The organism is Bacteroides stercorirosoris (genome assembly GCF_900142015.1).
GTDB classification, from domain to species: domain Bacteria; phylum Bacteroidota; class Bacteroidia; order Bacteroidales; family Bacteroidaceae; genus Bacteroides; species Bacteroides stercorirosoris.
The window spans coordinates 269,896-284,665 of the sequence record NZ_FQZN01000002.1 but is presented as its reverse complement, the minus strand read 5'-3'; the positions used below and the strand labels follow the sequence as shown (position 1 = coordinate 284,665).

General features: G+C 48.7%; 13 protein-coding genes. 4 read left to right on the top strand and 9 right to left on the bottom strand.

The genetic code is table 11. The features are described 5' to 3' along the window. Positions 1-42 precede the first annotated feature (42 nt). From BUC01_RS02580 to dxs, 9 genes are all read right to left on the bottom strand, one after another. Positions 43-531 carry a 4Fe-4S binding protein gene (locus BUC01_RS02580; protein WP_025834888.1) on the bottom strand — a complete coding sequence of 163 codons (489 nt, stop codon included), beginning with the start codon at positions 529-531 and terminating at the stop codon, positions 43-45. 89 nt (positions 532-620) lie between these two features. Continuing rightward, entirely contained in the window at positions 621-1,697 is a 1,077-nt protein-coding gene (gene nuoH / locus BUC01_RS02575) for an NADH-quinone oxidoreductase subunit NuoH (protein WP_025834886.1), read from the bottom strand. Between the two features lie 172 nt (positions 1,698-1,869). Next, the gene (locus BUC01_RS02570) at positions 1,870-3,462 is read right to left on the bottom strand and encodes an NADH-quinone oxidoreductase subunit D (RefSeq protein WP_025834885.1); all 1,593 of its coding nucleotides are present in this window, start codon (positions 3,460-3,462) and stop codon (positions 1,870-1,872) included. 7 nt (positions 3,463-3,469) lie between these two features. Continuing rightward, entirely contained in the window at positions 3,470-4,069 is a 600-nt protein-coding gene (locus BUC01_RS02565) for an NADH-quinone oxidoreductase subunit B (protein ID WP_009131728.1), read from the bottom strand. After that, positions 4,060-4,410, bottom strand: coding sequence for an NADH-quinone oxidoreductase subunit A (locus BUC01_RS02560; RefSeq protein WP_007666958.1), 351 nt, complete (start codon positions 4,408-4,410; stop codon positions 4,060-4,062). Before BUC01_RS02560 ends, BUC01_RS02565 begins: the two co-directional genes overlap by 10 nt. A gap of 114 nt (positions 4,411-4,524) precedes the next feature. Further along, positions 4,525-4,905 carry a hypothetical protein gene (locus BUC01_RS02555; RefSeq protein ID WP_025834881.1) on the bottom strand — a complete coding sequence of 127 codons (381 nt, stop codon included), beginning with the start codon at positions 4,903-4,905 and terminating at the stop codon, positions 4,525-4,527. Positions 4,906-5,007: 102 nt separating this feature from the next. Further along, a complete protein-coding gene (locus BUC01_RS02550; protein WP_025834879.1) occupies positions 5,008-6,459 on the bottom strand; it encodes a TrkH family potassium uptake protein in 1,452 nt (483 codons plus the stop codon). A 7-nt stretch (positions 6,460-6,466) separates the two neighbouring features. Then, a complete protein-coding gene (gene trkA, locus BUC01_RS02545) occupies positions 6,467-7,807 on the bottom strand; it encodes a Trk system potassium transporter TrkA (RefSeq protein WP_025834877.1) in 1,341 nt (446 codons plus the stop codon). 55 nt (positions 7,808-7,862) lie between these two features. After that, positions 7,863-9,761, bottom strand: coding sequence for a 1-deoxy-D-xylulose-5-phosphate synthase (gene dxs, locus BUC01_RS02540; RefSeq protein WP_073312674.1), 1,899 nt, complete (start codon positions 9,759-9,761; stop codon positions 7,863-7,865). 293 nt (positions 9,762-10,054) lie between these two features. Between dxs and BUC01_RS02535 the strand changes: the two genes are divergently transcribed. From BUC01_RS02535 to BUC01_RS02520, 4 genes are all read left to right on the top strand, one after another. Beyond that, positions 10,055-10,723: a LexA family transcriptional regulator gene (locus BUC01_RS02535; RefSeq protein WP_025834876.1), complete on the top strand. Its 669-nt coding sequence runs from the start codon at positions 10,055-10,057 to the stop codon at positions 10,721-10,723. Positions 10,724-10,733: 10 nt separating this feature from the next. Beyond that, the gene (locus tag BUC01_RS02530; RefSeq protein ID WP_073312627.1) at positions 10,734-11,717 is read left to right on the top strand and encodes a GSCFA domain-containing protein; all 984 of its coding nucleotides are present in this window, start codon (positions 10,734-10,736) and stop codon (positions 11,715-11,717) included. Continuing rightward, entirely contained in the window at positions 11,693-14,230 is a 2,538-nt protein-coding gene (locus BUC01_RS02525) for a bifunctional UDP-N-acetylmuramoyl-tripeptide:D-alanyl-D-alanine ligase/alanine racemase (protein ID WP_073312625.1), read from the top strand. The genes BUC01_RS02530 and BUC01_RS02525 overlap by 25 nt, the downstream gene beginning before the upstream one ends. A gap of 134 nt (positions 14,231-14,364) precedes the next feature. Further along, positions 14,365-14,583 carry a Sec-independent protein translocase subunit TatA/TatB gene (locus tag BUC01_RS02520; RefSeq protein ID WP_025834874.1) on the top strand — a complete coding sequence of 73 codons (219 nt, stop codon included), beginning with the start codon at positions 14,365-14,367 and terminating at the stop codon, positions 14,581-14,583. Positions 14,584-14,770 lie beyond the last annotated feature (187 nt).

The window sequence follows — 14,770 nt, the reverse complement described above, 5'->3', positions numbered from 1 at the left end:
CGCCCTGTGGGCACCCCTCCTCCCTGGAGGAGGGGAATGGAGTTACTCCGGTTTCTTTTTCTCTACAACGTGACTGCCCGGATGATTCAGTGTCTTCACTAATTTCGTGCGGTCGAACACCGCATGTTCAAAGCCGGTATCGAACGTAATCGCATCGTGCGGGCAAGCTGTGACACAGAGCTGGCAGAACATGCACGAACCGAGGTCGTATTCATACTTTGCCAATATCTTCTTTTTCTTGCCGTCTTCAGTCTCTATCATTTCACTCGTCACCGTGATGGTATCGTTGGGGCATGCCATCTGGCACAGTCCGCACGCTACGCAGCGATGCTCGTTCTGGTCGTTATGAGGCATGGTCAGCGAACCACGGAAGCGGTCGAACATCTTCAATGTCGCACGGTTCTCGGGGTATTGCTCCGTCACTTTCCGGCGGCAGAAGACGGTCATGGTAGTTTTCATACCCGTCAGCAAGGAGCCGATGCCATGCACCAGTCCGCCCAAATAACTATATGTTTCGTTCTTATCTTTCATTATCTCTTTATATTTAATTTATCCGAAGGGAAATCCTGCCCCGGCGCTACGCCGGTCCGAAAGGAAACCCTGCCCCGGCGCTACGTCGGCTAAAAGTGTAGTTTAAATACAACAATCAGTACCATGATGATGAGGTTCACCATTGAAATAGGTACCAGGTACTTCCATTCCAGCGCCAGAATCTGGTCGATACGCAAGCGGGGGAATGTCCACTTAATCCACATCAGCAGGAACACTACGAAGAATGCCTTACCAAAGAACCAGACAAAGCCCGGAATATAATCCATTACAGCGTTGAAGCCATCCAGTCCTGCAATGTGCAACGGCATCCAGCCGCCCAGGAAGATGGTGGCAGCCACACTGGCCACGATGAACAGGTTCAGGTATTCGGCCAGATAGAAGAAACCGAAGTGCATACCGCTATATTCGGTGTGGTACCCAGCCGTCAATTCGCTTTCTGCTTCCGGCAAGTCGAACGGTCCACGGTTACATTCAGCGTTTCCGGCAATCAGGTAGATGATAAAGGCAATCACTGCCGGGATATGTCCCTTGAAGATGAACCAGCCGTCGGCCTGTCCTTCAACGATTTCGGAGAACTGCATGGTTCCCATCAGCACTACCATCGTCAATATGCTCAATCCTACGGACAATTCATACGAGATGATCTGTGCTCCGCTTCGCATGGCACCGATAAGAGAGAACTTGTTGTTGGAACTCCAGCCTGCCAGCAAAATACCTAATACACCGATGCTGGATGCTGCCAGCAGGAAAAACACACCTACATTGAAGTCCAGCACTTCCATACCCTTATTGACAGGCAGACAGGCGAACGTCAGGAACGAGGCGATAATCACCATGAACGGCGCCAGGTTATAGAGGAAACGGTCGGCTTCCTTCGGAGTGAAGATCTCTTTGGTGAGCATCTTCAACACGTCGCAGATGACCTGGATGCTCCCCCATTTACCCACACGGTTCGGACCGAGGCGGCATTGGAAGAAAGCACATATCTTGCGCTCCATATAAATAAGAATGATGGCGAGTACGGCATACATCAGAATGATGCATACGCCTATCACTACACATTCGAGGAATATCGCCAGACCTTCCGGCATGAAGGAAGTCAGCGTCTGGTGAATCCAGTTGGTTACTATACTAAAGTCAAACACGTTGTTTAAATTAAGAATTAATAATGAAGAATGAAGAATTACCATGCGGATGATGGCGTATTCATTCTTTTATTTAATTATTTATCAGACTTACGAATTAAGAGGTAGAAAATTGTGCTGTATTGTTGCACTCTTTAATTCTTCATTCTTAATTCATCATTCTTCATTTACACTACCTATCAATATCCGGAACTACATAGTCCAGCGTTCCACCTATGGCAATCAGGTCGGCAATCTTTGCCCCGCGACAGATGGTATCTACGGCGCTCACCAATGGCAATCCCGTGGAGCGGAAGTGCAGGCGGTAAGGCGTTTTGTCACCGTGACTTTCCAGGAAGACGCCGAACTCGCCACGGCTACCCTCTACGGCAGTGTAATACTGTCCTTCCGGTACGCGGATAATGGGTTTCATCTTCTCTTGGTAGGGACCTTCGGGGATGTTGTCGATGAGTTGCTCGATGATATTCATGCTTTCCATGATTTCGTCCATACGAACCATGTAGCGTGCCCATGAGTCGCCTTCGGTGTAGACAATTTCCTTGAAGTCCACCTTGTCATATACTCCGTACGGATGACGTTTGCGCACGTCGCAAGCCCAGCCGCTGGCACGTCCTGTGCCGCCCGTAGCTCCGAAGGCGATGGCATCTTCGCGGCTCAGCAGACCTACGCCTTTCAGACGTTGCTGGGCGATGATGTTGCCGGTGAACACCAAGTGATATTCGTGGATGATACCACGCAGGTAAGGGATAAACTCTTTCACCCGTTTCTGGAAGTTGGGATGCAGGTCGGCCTGCACACCACCGATGGTGTTGTAGTTCATGATGAGGCGTCCGCCACAGGTTTCCTCAAAGATGTCGAGTATCTTCTCGCGGTCGCGGAAACCGTAGAAGAAAGCGGTCAAGGCACCGAGGTCCATTGCCAGACAAGAGTAGAACAGCAAGTGCGAGTCGATACGTTGCAACTCGTCCATGATGGTGCGGATGTACTTCACGCGGTCGCTCACTTCAATACCCATTGCCTGCTCGATGCACGAACACAGGGCATGGCGATTCTGATGAGCGCCCAAATAATCAAGGCGGTCGGTCAGTGCCAGCGTCTGCGGGTAGGTAAGGCTTTCGCACATCTTTTCGATACCCCGGTGGATGTATCCACAGTTGGCATCTATCTTATCAATGGTTTCACCCTCCAATGATACACGGAAACGCATTACACCGTGTGTTGCGGGGTGCTGCGGACCGATGTTCACCACATATTCTTCGTCGCCGAAGAGTATGAGCTCTTTATTCTTCACCGTACCGTCCGGGTTCAGTTCCAGTTCGGTGGTGGTATCTATGGTTTCTTCATTGTCCATGCGCAGCGGATTATCCTTTTCGGGGTCATTATCTTTACGCATGGGGTAGCCTACCCAGTCGTTACGCAGGTAGAGGCGGCGCATATCGGGATGTCCTATGAAGACGATGCCGTAAAAGTCATATACTTCACGCTCATTGAAGTCTGCTGCCTTCCAGATGTCGCTGACACTGGGCAATTCAGGATTTTCGCGGTCCAGGGTGGCGGTGCGCACTGCTGCCTGTTTGCCGGTGACGGTGGATTCCAGCAGGTAGACAATACCCAGTCCACGTGGAGTGTCCGGTGCATCACCCTCGGCGGGTTCTCCCCAATCCATACCACTCAGGCATTTCAGGAAGTCCATCTGCTCTTCGCGACGCAAACGGAGCATTTCGGCATGTAAGTCCGCAGGTTTTATAAATCGTATATTATCCATATTCTGATTATTTTTCTGTCTCCTCTTTCGGTTTGGGTTCTTTTCTATTCACTCCGCCGAAGAATTTCTCTATCTTCACTTTGCGTTGCAACTGCATCATACCGTAATAGAATGCTTCCGGACGAGGCGGGCATCCCGGGATGTATACATCCACCGGCAAAACCTTGTCAACCCCGTTCACCACATGGTATGATTTCTTGAACGGTCCGCCACTGACGGCGCATCCCCCCACGGCAACCACGTATTTCGGGTCGGGCATCTGGTCGTACAAACGTTTCAGTACAGGTGCCATCTTATTCGTAATAGTTCCGCACACCATAATCATATCTGCCTGTCGCGGACTGGCACGGGCTACTTCAAATCCGAAGCGCGCCATGTCATAGCGCGCGGCACCCAGTGCCATGAACTCGATACCGCAACAACTTGTTGCAAACGTAAGCGGCCACAGCGAATTGCTGCGTCCCCAGTTGATGAAGTCGTCCAGCACACCGAGGGCAACGTTTGCACCTCCGGCATTAAGTTCGCGAACGAGTTTCTCCAACGTTTCATTATCCGTAAATTCTTCATACGGGATAGATTTTATTTTTGGCTTTTTCTTTATTTCCATTCCAATGCTCCTTTCCGCCATGCATAGGCAAGTCCTAATACGAGGATGAGTAAGAAAAATAAGATACTGAGTAATCCCGCTATTCCCAGGTCACGGGCTATAACCGCCCACGGGAACAGGAATACTGTTTCCACATCGAACATCAGAAACAGGATGGCAAACAGGTAGTAACCCACCCGGAATTGCATCCATGATTTACCACGGGTAGGAATACCGCACTCGTACGCTTCCATCTTCTGTGGATTGTACGAACGGGGTGATATCGCCTTGGACAGTGCGATAACAATACCCACGAAAGCAATTGCCGTCAGCAAGACGACTACTAACAAAGTAAAATTCATAAATCTAATTATCTTTTAGATGTATATAATAGGATAGTTGGCCGAAAGGAGCAATCCCTCTGAATCGCCTTCGACGGACTTTGGCAAACTTTGCAGTCTGCCCGACTTATTTTATCAAATGATTATCTTTCTCAGCCCGAAGACATAGTAAGAGAGCGGATCGGGCACAGGATAGAAAGAGGCATGCAACAATGAACCACAGGCTGGAGACTCCGCCAGCCAACGCATCCGGAAGTAATTCAGTAATAGCAGGACGCTCTTGTTGCCGGGCACTTGCGTACTGTCCACATTATCTATATAAAGAGATGTGGAAAGGAAACGGTTATAGATGTTACGGATGTTCTGTTGATGTGAAGTAGGGGCTTGAGACAAGATACAGCGCTCATCGTCATTGTTGCGTATGAAAGTGCATGATATACCCGCCGCTTGCGCTGCACCGTCGTACAGCAATACGCCGAGTAAGAGGATCATGAGGTATTTTATACACTGTTTCATACAACTACTTTTTCATTCGGCTGCAAATGTATAACAATTATTGGCTATTTTGTTATACAGAGATGTCAAAATGTTCATTTTTTAGCACTTTTTGACCTTCCATCAACTCCTCTTCCAGAATTCGGGGGTGAAAAGCAGCAATACGGTGAACAGTTCGAGGCGTCCCAGGAGCATGAGGAAAGCCAGCAGCCATTTCGCCATATCGGGCAATGCATTCCATGAAAAAGCAGGACCCGTTTCTCCCAGACCGGGACCCATATTGCCGATACTGGAAACCACGCAGCCCACGGATTCTACAAATCCGATGCCCAGTCCCATCATAATCAGTACGCTGATAATGATGATTACCGCATATATAAAGCAGAAAGCCAGCACGGTAGATTGCACGGAAGGTGAAATCACCTGTTTGTTGAGCCGTACCGGCAATATCGCATTCGGGTGAAGGATATGCTTGAACTCATTGCGGGCCACTTTGCCGAGGATAACCATACGGATACATTTTAAACCGCCCGTCGTACTGCCCGCACAGGCACCCATTAGCATGACGATGGTCAGCAGTCCCCACGTCACAGCAGGCCATAGCATATAGTCGGCAGTAGCAAATCCGGTGGAGGTATGCAGTGAAATCACTTGGAACAGTGATTGGCGGAACGACTCTTCCATTCCCATAGGTTTGGAATAATAAAGTATCACGGCGATTACTCCGGTGAACAGCACCACCGACCAGAAGTACCATTTCAATTCGGCATCATTGATGACCTTCTTGAATTTTCGGTTGACGAAGAACAGCAGCAATGTGAAGTTGATGCCCGAAATAAACATGAAGATGGATATGACGTATTCGATATACGGAGAGTTATAATAGGCTACACTGGCCTGTTTGGTTGAAAATCCACCCGTTCCGGTAGTGGCGAAGGCGTGGCAAACACTATCGAACCAATTCATTCCGCCCAGCATCAACAGGGCAACGAGAATACAGGTGATACCTGCGTAGATACTCCAAATCCATTTGGCGGTGATGCCGATGCGCGGGTGTACCTTGTCGTGTGTCGGACCACTGGCTTCGGCGGCGAATACCTGCAAACCGCTGACACCGAATATCGGAAGTATGGCGATGGTGAACATGATAATTCCCAAACCACCTATCCATTGCGTCATGCTGCGCCAGAAGAGCAGTCCGTGAGGCAATGCTTCAATATCGTCCAGTATCGTGGCACCTGTGCTGCTGAAACCGGACATGGTTTCAAAGAAAGCGTTGGTAATGCTGGGGATATATCCGCTGATATAGAACGGCAGCATGCCGAAAAGAGAAAATGCCACCCAGGCGAAGCTGACAAGTACATAGCCATCTCTGCGTGTCAATTGGCGGTTACCGCCCTTGCCCATGATTGCCAGAAGCAGCCCGACACCTGCTGTAATACCTGCCGACACCCAAAAGTCCACCAGAGCTTCATCCTGATAATAGAATGAAACCCCCGAGCAAATCAACAGCATCACTGTCTCCAGCAACAGGAGGATGCCGATAATCCGTATAACCGTTTTGAAATTAATCAACTCTCAACTAATTAAAGTATTTCTCAATCTTTTTAATCATCATATTCAGGCAGAATACCACCACATGGTCGCCCGGCAATATCTGTGTATTACCCATCACCACGACACCTTCGCCCTGGCGGATTAATCCTCCGATAGTGGTTCCCTTTGGCAGTCCGAGGTCTTTCACCTGATGTTTGGTGATTTTGGAACCGGCTTTCACGGTGAATTCCGCAACGTCGGCATTGGCAAATGTCAGGCACTTCACGTTGCTGACGTCAGCATCCAGCATCATCTGATAGATGTGGCTGGCGGTAATCATTTTCTTGTTGATTACCGTACCGATGTCGAGGCTTTCCGCCATACCTATATAATCTATGTTTTCCACTTCCGCCACCGTCTTGCTGACGCCCATGCGCTTGGCGGCAAGGCAGGAGAGAATGTTAGTTTCCGAATTGTCCGTCAGGGCAACAAAAGCCTCCGTATTTTTCAGACCTTCTTCGATTAGTAAGTCCATGTCCCGTCCGTCGCCGTTGATAATCATTACTTTGTCGTCAAGAATTTCCGTCAGACGGTTGCAACGGTTCAGGTCGTTATCTATAATCTTCACCTGCATATAGTCGGGCACATATTGTGCGGTGCGCACGGCAATGCGGCTTCCGCCCATAATCATCACGTTGCGCACGTCGGCATAATCTTCTTTACCGGCTATCTTACGTATATAAGGTACGTACTTGCGGGTGGTGGTGAAGTAAACAATGTCGTGCAGTTTGATAACATCGTCACCCCGGGGGATGAGTGTTTCATTGCCGCGTTTGATGGCTACCACGTGGTAGGGCTTATCCGTTCCGGCGAGCTGGTGCAAGGGAATATCCAGTATCTCCGCCTTTTCGCGCATCTTGGTACCGATCAGTATCAGTGACCCGCCGCAGAACTCCCACCACTGGCGCACCCAACTCATGCGTATGGAAGATACGATTTCTTTGGCGGCAAGCATTTCGGGATAAATCAGCGAGTCAACGCCCAGTTTCTGGAAGAACTCCTTATTCTTGGGCAGGAGATATTCATAATTGTCGATGCGGGCAACGGTTTTCTTCGCACCCAGATTGGTGGCGAGCATACAGGCAGTTATGTTACGGCTTTCATCAGGAGTGACGGCTATGAACAAGTCCGCCTCTTTAGCCCCTACCTCCTTCAATCCCTGAATGGAAGTGGGTGATGCCGTAACCGTCATCAAGTCAAAGTTGGAACTGAGCGTACTCAACCTTTCCTCGTTGTCGTCCATCAGTATGATGTCCTGTTTCTCGCGGGACAGCAATTTTGCCAAGTGTGTGCCTACTGCGCCGGCACCGGCAATAATAATCTTCATTGCTTTTCTATTACTCTTTCAACTGGCAACAAATTGTAGCCATTTTATGTTCTTTTTACTTACTGATCGTAGCCATTATCCCTTCTTCATCCATTCCGCACACGTGATATAATTGCTGTACCGTTCCGTGCTCGATGAATTGGTCCGGTACACCTATGCGTTCCACATGTGGTGTATATCCATTATCCGACATAAATTCCAGAATGGCAGTCCCCATGCCGCCTTTTCGTATGCCGTCTTCAATGGTGACGATGCGGGAAAATGAGCGTCCTATTTCGTGCAGCATCTCCTCATCCAAAGGCTTGAGGAAACGCAGGTCATAATGTGCTATTGAGATATTCTTTTCTTTTTCTGCCTGTTCTATGGCCTTTGAGGCTACATTACCTATTGGGCCGAGGGTGATGACAGCAAGGTCTTTACCCTCTTTCAGCTTGCGTCCTTTGCCTACGGGTATTTCTTCCAGCGGGCATTGCCAGTCCGTCAGCACACCCCGTCCACGCGGGTAACGGATGACGAACGGACCCTTGTCCGGCAGTTGCGCCGTGTACATCAGGCGGCGCAACTCGTGCTCGTTCATGGGTGAGGATATGGTCAGGTTGGGTACGGGGCGGAAGTATGCCAGGTCGAACACACCGTGGTGTGTCGGTCCGTCTTCACCTACCAGTCCGGCGCGGTCAAGGCAGAGCACGACGGGAAGTTTGAGAATGGCAATATCGTGAATTACATTGTCGTAAGCGCGCTGCATGAACGAGGAATAGATGTTGCAGAACGGTTGCATTCCTTCCTTCGCCATACCACCCGAGAAGGTGGCGGCATGTCCTTCGGCAATGCCTACGTCGAAAGCGCGGTCGGGCATTGCTTGCATCAGCATGTTCATGGAGCAGCCTGTAGGCATGGCAGGGGTGACACCGACAATGCGTGGATTCTGTTTGGCGAGTTCCACAAGGGTTTCGCCGAACACGTCCTGAAAGAGTGGGGGCAGGTTGTGTGTATCTGCCATGAAGCGTTCGCCGGTTTCGGGATCGAACTTGCCCGGTGCATGCCAGATGCCCGGTGCTATTTCGGCGGGTTTGAAACCTTTTCCTTTGATGGTGTGCAGATGCAGGATTTTCGGGCCTTTCATATCCTTTATATCCCGCAGAATCCGTGCGATATTTACTACATCGTGTCCGTTGATAGGACCGAAGTAGCGGATATTCATTCCTTCGAAAATATTCTGTTGTTGGGCAGCTATCGATTTCAGGCTATTGCCAAAGCGAATCAGTGCCTTGCGGCGGTTCTCGTTGAGGATACCTACCTTGAAGAGCATTTTTGATATTCTGAAACGCAACTGGTTATAGCGGTTGGAAGTCGTCAGATTGAACAAATACTGTTTCATGCCACCTACACTGCGGTCAATCGCCATGTCATTATCGTTGAGGATAATGAGGAGATTGTTTGATGTGGTGGAGGCGTTGTTCAAACCCTCGAAAGCCAGACCGCCGCTCATCGAACCATCGCCGATTATGGCGACCACATGGCGGTCTTCTTCGCCCTTTTCGGCGGCGGCCACTGCCATGCCCAGCGCAGCTGAAATGGAATTGGATGCATGTCCGCAAGTGAAAGTGTCATAGTCACTTTCGTCGGGAGAGGGGAATGGACGTATACCTTTGAATTTCCGGTTTGTAGAGAATGTTTCCCTGCGTCCGGTCAGTATCTTGTGTCCATAAGCCTGATGGCCTACGTCCCACACAATGCGGTCGTAGGGGGTATTGAACACATAGTGCAGGGCGACGGTCAGTTCTACCGTCCCCAGACTGGCTGCAAAGTGTCCCGGGTTGCACGAAACTTCTTTTATAATGTCTTGCCGCAATTCTTTGCAAACTTCCGGAAGTTGCTCAACACTAAGTTTACGCAGGTCTTCGGGGTTGAAAATGGAATTCAGCAAGTTATATGTTGTTGTCTCTGTCTTCATCTCTGTTCTGAGGATTACAAATTGCAAAATTAGTAAAAGAAAACGGAAGGTATTTCCTTTTTCTCCAAAAAAAACTCAATCCCCGGCTCTTTAACTTCTTCGGAGTTTTGCGGATGAGGACATTTTGCCGATTTTCTTCTATTCTGATTGGGCTATGAAAGAAGTTCATACTGCTTTTTCGTAACTTTCATACTTTTGTTTGTTTGTTTAGAAACAAATTGATTAGTTTTGCTGCGGCAAATATAAATTGGATTTTCGTATAGAAAACGCATGCCTTTAGAACTTGATTTAAAATGGAAAAAGAAAAAGATCTCTTGTTTAATGTAGCAGACATTGTGAAGCGCGCCAAACGTGTATTGAACTTTAAAACCGATGCTGACCTGGCTGCTTATCTGGGGGTGTCGCGTTCTACACTTAGTAACTGGGTTGCGCGAAATAGTATAGACTTTCCGTTGTTACTGAGTAAATTGAAAGATGTGGACTATAACTGGCTATTGCTGGGAAAGAAGCCCCTCATCCCTCAGTCGGAAACTTCCGATGCGCTGAAAGACCGCACTGTGATGCTGTATGATATCGCCGCTGCCGCTAACCTGCGGACCTTGCTTGCCAACAAGCAGCAGTACGTGGTAGGTAAAATACAAATTCCCAGTATTCCCGTGTGCGACGGTGCGGTCTACATCAGCGGAGACAGCATGTATCCCATCCTGAAGTCGGGAGACATCGTAGGTTTCAAGGAAATCAACAGCTTCGGAAATGTCATTTATGGTGAAATGTATCTGGTTTCATTCTGTATTGATGGCGACGAGTATCTGACAGTGAAATACGTGAATCGTTCCGACATAGAAGGGTATATCAGGCTGGTGAGTTACAATCCGCACCACGAACCGATGGATGTTCCTTTCTCTTCCATTCAGGCAATGGCTATTGTGAAATTCTCTATCCGGAAAAATATGATGATGTAAACAGAGAATTATGAACTTTTTTACTCCCGTTGAATTACCTTCCGGCCTGCCCCGTTTCGTCCAGTCGGACGAACTTCTGCTGATGGGGTCTTGCTTTGCCACCCATATCGGTGCATTGCTGGCAGACGCCAAGTTTCGTCCGGATGTGAATCCTTTTGGAGTCCTTTACAATCCACTGTCGGTTTCGGCAGCTTTGCGCGAGGTGGTGTCGGGCCGGATTTATACGGAAGAAGATTTGTTCTTCTTCCGTGAATGCTGGCACAGTCCGATGCATCACGGAGATTTCTCTTCCACTTCGGCAGAAGAAACTTTGCGGCGCATCAACACCCGTTTGCAAGCGGCGCATACCCGCATCCACCAGCTGAACTGTCTGCTGCTGACTTTCGGCACATCGTGGGTGTACGAACAAACAGGACGCGTTGTGGCAAACTGTCATAAACAACCGGAGTCTGTCTTTACCCGTCGCCGCCTTAGCGTGCAAGAAATAGTATCGGACTATACTTCCCTGTTCTCCGGCCTGATAGCCCGGAATCCGAAGCTGAAAGTCATCCTTACCGTCAGCCCTATCCGGCATGTACGCGACGGAATGCATGCCAACCAACTGAGCAAAGCTGCGCTTCTGCTTGCCATAGACCAGCTGCACGCTGCTTTTCCCGAACATGTCTTTTATTTTCCGGCCTACGAACTCTTGCTCGACGAGCTGCGCGACTACCGTTTTTATGCCGACGACATGGTGCACCCATCCCCCCAAGCGGTGCGCTACGTATGGGAGAAGTTTGTGCAGACCTGCCTCTCTGAGGATGCGTTAGAGATTATGCAGGAAAGTGAAAATATCAATAAAGCGTTATCTCACAAGCCTTTTCATCCGGAGTCAGACGAGCATAAGCGTTTTTTAGGACAAATTGTGTTAAAAATAGACCGACTTAACAAAAAATACCCGTACTTAGATTTCCAAAACGAGAAAGAAATATGTCATATACAATTGAAACAATAGCCGAACGCATCGGTGCACGGCGTGTGGGGGACGCGCCGGCAACCATAGACTGGTTACTGACCGACAGCCGTTCCTTGAGTTTCCCCGAAGAAACGCTGTTTTTTGCTTTGGCCACCAAACGCAACGACGGCGCCCGCTATATCCCTGATTTATACTCCCGAGGCGTCCGCAACTTTGTGGTCACCCAAGAAACCCTTAAAGCAATTGACAATGGACAATTGACAATTGACAATTCTATGCAGCGTGACGGTGCGCAGCCCATTGTCAATTGTCAATTGTCAATTGTCAATTTTTTAGTGGTTTCCGATCCCCTAAAGGCCTTGCAGAAGTTGGCAGAGCAACATCGGGAGCAGTTCCAGATACCGGTAATCGGCATTACGGGCAGCAACGGAAAAACCATTGTGAAAGAGTGGCTTCATCAATTGCTCAGTCCTGAACGGGTGATTGTCCGTTCACCACGCAGTTATAACTCGCAGATTGGCGTTCCTTTGTCTGTTTGGCAGATGAACGAACAATCCGAACTTGCTATCTTTGAAGCAGGCATTTCGGAAATGGGAGAGATGCGTGCCTTACAGAATATCATCAAGCCTACTATTGGCATACTGACCAATATTGGTGGTGCTCATCAGGAGAATTTCTTCTCTCTACAAGAGAAATGTATGGAGAAACTGACGTTGTTCAAAAACTGTGATGTGGTTATTTATAACGGAGACGATGAATTCATCAGTAACTGCGTGGCGAAATCCATGCTCAGTGCCCGTGAGATAGCGTGGAGCCGGAAGGATATGGAGCGTCCTCTATTTATTAGTAAGGTGGAGAAGAAGGAGGATTGCACGGTCATCTCTTACCGCTATCTGGAGATGGACAATACGTTTATGCTGCCTTTCATTGACGATGCTTCTATTGAGAACTCTCTGAACTGTCTGGCGGCCTGCCTCTATCTGATGCTTCCTGCCGGGAAGATTACGGAGCGTATGACGACTCTGGAGCCGGTGGCTATGCGTCTGGAAGTGAAGGAAGGCAAAAATGGTTGCCTGCTGATAAATGATAGCTATAACAGCGACCTTGCTTCGCTGGACATTGCGCTCGATTTTCTGTACCGCCGTTCGCAGAGCAACGGATTGAAACGTACACTGATCCTTTCAGATATACTGGAGACAGGGCAGAATGCACCGACGCTTTACCGGAAGGTTTCGCAACTGGTGGGCAGCCGTGGTATCGAGCGTATCATAGGGGTGGGGAGTGAGATTTCTTCGTGTGCTGCACGGTTTGATATCGAAAAGGCTTTCTATCCTGATACGGAGGCATTGTTGCGCGCCATTTCGCGTGGAGACTTGCGACTGGAAAATGAGATTATATTGATAAAAGGCGCCCGTCAGTTCGGCTTCGACACTTTGACGGAAGAACTGGAGAAGAAGGTGCACGAGACGATTCTTGAGGTGAATCTTGGTGCCATGGTAGCCAACCTGAACTATTATCGCAGCCGGTTGAGGCCGGAGACAAAGATGGTATGTATGGTGAAAGCCTCTGCCTATGGTGCCGGTTCGTATGAGATTGCCAAAACGTTGCAGGAACATCATGTCGATTATCTGGCGGTGGCTGTGGCGGACGAAGGTTCCGAACTGCGTAAGGCGGGCATCACGGCAAGCATCATCATCATGAATCCCGAGATGACGGCGTTCAAGACCATGTTTGACTATAAACTGGAGCCGGAAGTGTATAGCTTTCATCTGTTGGATGCGCTGATCAAGGAAGCGGAGAAGGAAGGTATCACTAATTTCCCTATTCATATCAAACTGGATACGGGTATGCATCGCCTGGGATTCGCTGCCGACGATATGCCACGGCTTATTGAGCGTTTGAAAAGCCAGAATGCGGTGATCGCGCGTTCGGTGTTCTCTCACTTTGTGGGTAGTGATGCGGCACAGTTTGATGCGTTTACACGTGGGCAGATCGAGGCGTTTGAAGCGGCATCCATGCAATTGCAGGAGGCGTTTCCGCATAAGATACTGCGGCATATCTGCAACTCGGCAGGTATCGAGCGTTTCCCGGGGGCGCAGTTTGATATGGTGCGTCTGGGCATCGGTCTGTATGGTATCAGCCCGATTGACAACAGTATTATAAATAATGTGAGTACGCTGAAAACGACCATCCTGCAAATACGTGAAGTGCCCGAAGAAGATACGGTGGGATATAGCCGCAAGGGACACCTGACGCGTAATTCGCGCATTGCCGCATTGCCTATCGGGTATGCCGACGGGCTGAACCGCCATCTTGGTAACGGTCATGCTTATTGCCTGGTGAACGGGCAGCGTGCGCCTTATGTTGGCAATATCTGTATGGATGTCTGCATGATCGACGTGACGGATATAAACTGTAAGGAGGGCGATACGGTAGAGATATTCGGTGACCATCTGCCCATTACGGTGCTTTCTGATATACTCGAAACTATCCCTTACGAAGTGTTGACGAGTGTCTCGATGCGGGTGAAACGGGTGTATTATCAGGATTAGCCGTCCATCCGTGAGTTGTATGCTCTTCCCGGATATTCGGCTTGGCGCAGAAAGTTTTCGTTTTAATCAGTGTAAATCTGTGTAATCTGTAGTGAAACCATTATATTTGCATCAAATTAAAAAATACTACGGATATGACAAACTTACTCTTATTAGGCTTTTTGCCCAGTGGGTCCGAATGGGTCATCATTGCTTTGCTAATCCTGTTGTTGTTTGGTGGTAAGAAAATCCCCGAACTGATGAAGGGACTCGGAAAAGGCGTGAAGAGCTTCAAGGAAGGTGTGAACGAAGCAAAAGAAGAAATCAATAAAACCAAGGAAGATATAGACGAGCCGGTTTCAAAGGAGAAATGATAATTTAGTGTTCTGCTTTTGATAGTCGGTAGTATCTGTCATCCTTTGACAAGCTCAGGATGACAGATAGTCCGTATATCTAAACCATACACCCCTCTGAATTATCTTTTCCTTATAGTATAAACTAAGTTATGCGAATCAGGAGTTGAATTTAGCTCCTGATTATTAGGATATGAATCAAATGGGT

Coding starts and splice junctions, on each gene's coding strand:
- BUC01_RS02580 (WP_025834888.1), bottom strand. CDS start 531: ATGAAAGATAAGAACGAAACATATAGTTATTTGGGCGGACTGGTGCAT.
- BUC01_RS02570 (WP_025834885.1), bottom strand. CDS start 3,462: ATGGATAATATACGATTTATAAAACCTGCGGACTTACATGCCGAAATG.
- BUC01_RS02565 (WP_009131728.1), bottom strand. CDS start 4,069: ATGGAAATAAAGAAAAAGCCAAAAATAAAATCTATCCCGTATGAAGAA.
- BUC01_RS02560 (WP_007666958.1), bottom strand. CDS start 4,410: ATGAATTTTACTTTGTTAGTAGTCGTCTTGCTGACGGCAATTGCTTTC.
- BUC01_RS02555 (WP_025834881.1), bottom strand. CDS start 4,905: ATGAAACAGTGTATAAAATACCTCATGATCCTCTTACTCGGCGTATTG.
- trkA (WP_025834877.1), bottom strand. CDS start 7,807: ATGAAGATTATTATTGCCGGTGCCGGCGCAGTAGGCACACACTTGGCA.
- dxs (WP_073312674.1), bottom strand. CDS start 9,761: ATGAAGACAGAGACAACAACATATAACTTGCTGAATTCCATTTTCAAC.
- BUC01_RS02535 (WP_025834876.1), top strand. CDS start 10,055: ATGGAAAAAGAAAAAGATCTCTTGTTTAATGTAGCAGACATTGTGAAG.
- BUC01_RS02530 (WP_073312627.1), top strand. CDS start 10,734: ATGAACTTTTTTACTCCCGTTGAATTACCTTCCGGCCTGCCCCGTTTC.
- BUC01_RS02525 (WP_073312625.1), top strand. CDS start 11,693: ATGTCATATACAATTGAAACAATAGCCGAACGCATCGGTGCACGGCGT.
- BUC01_RS02520 (WP_025834874.1), top strand. CDS start 14,365: ATGACAAACTTACTCTTATTAGGCTTTTTGCCCAGTGGGTCCGAATGG.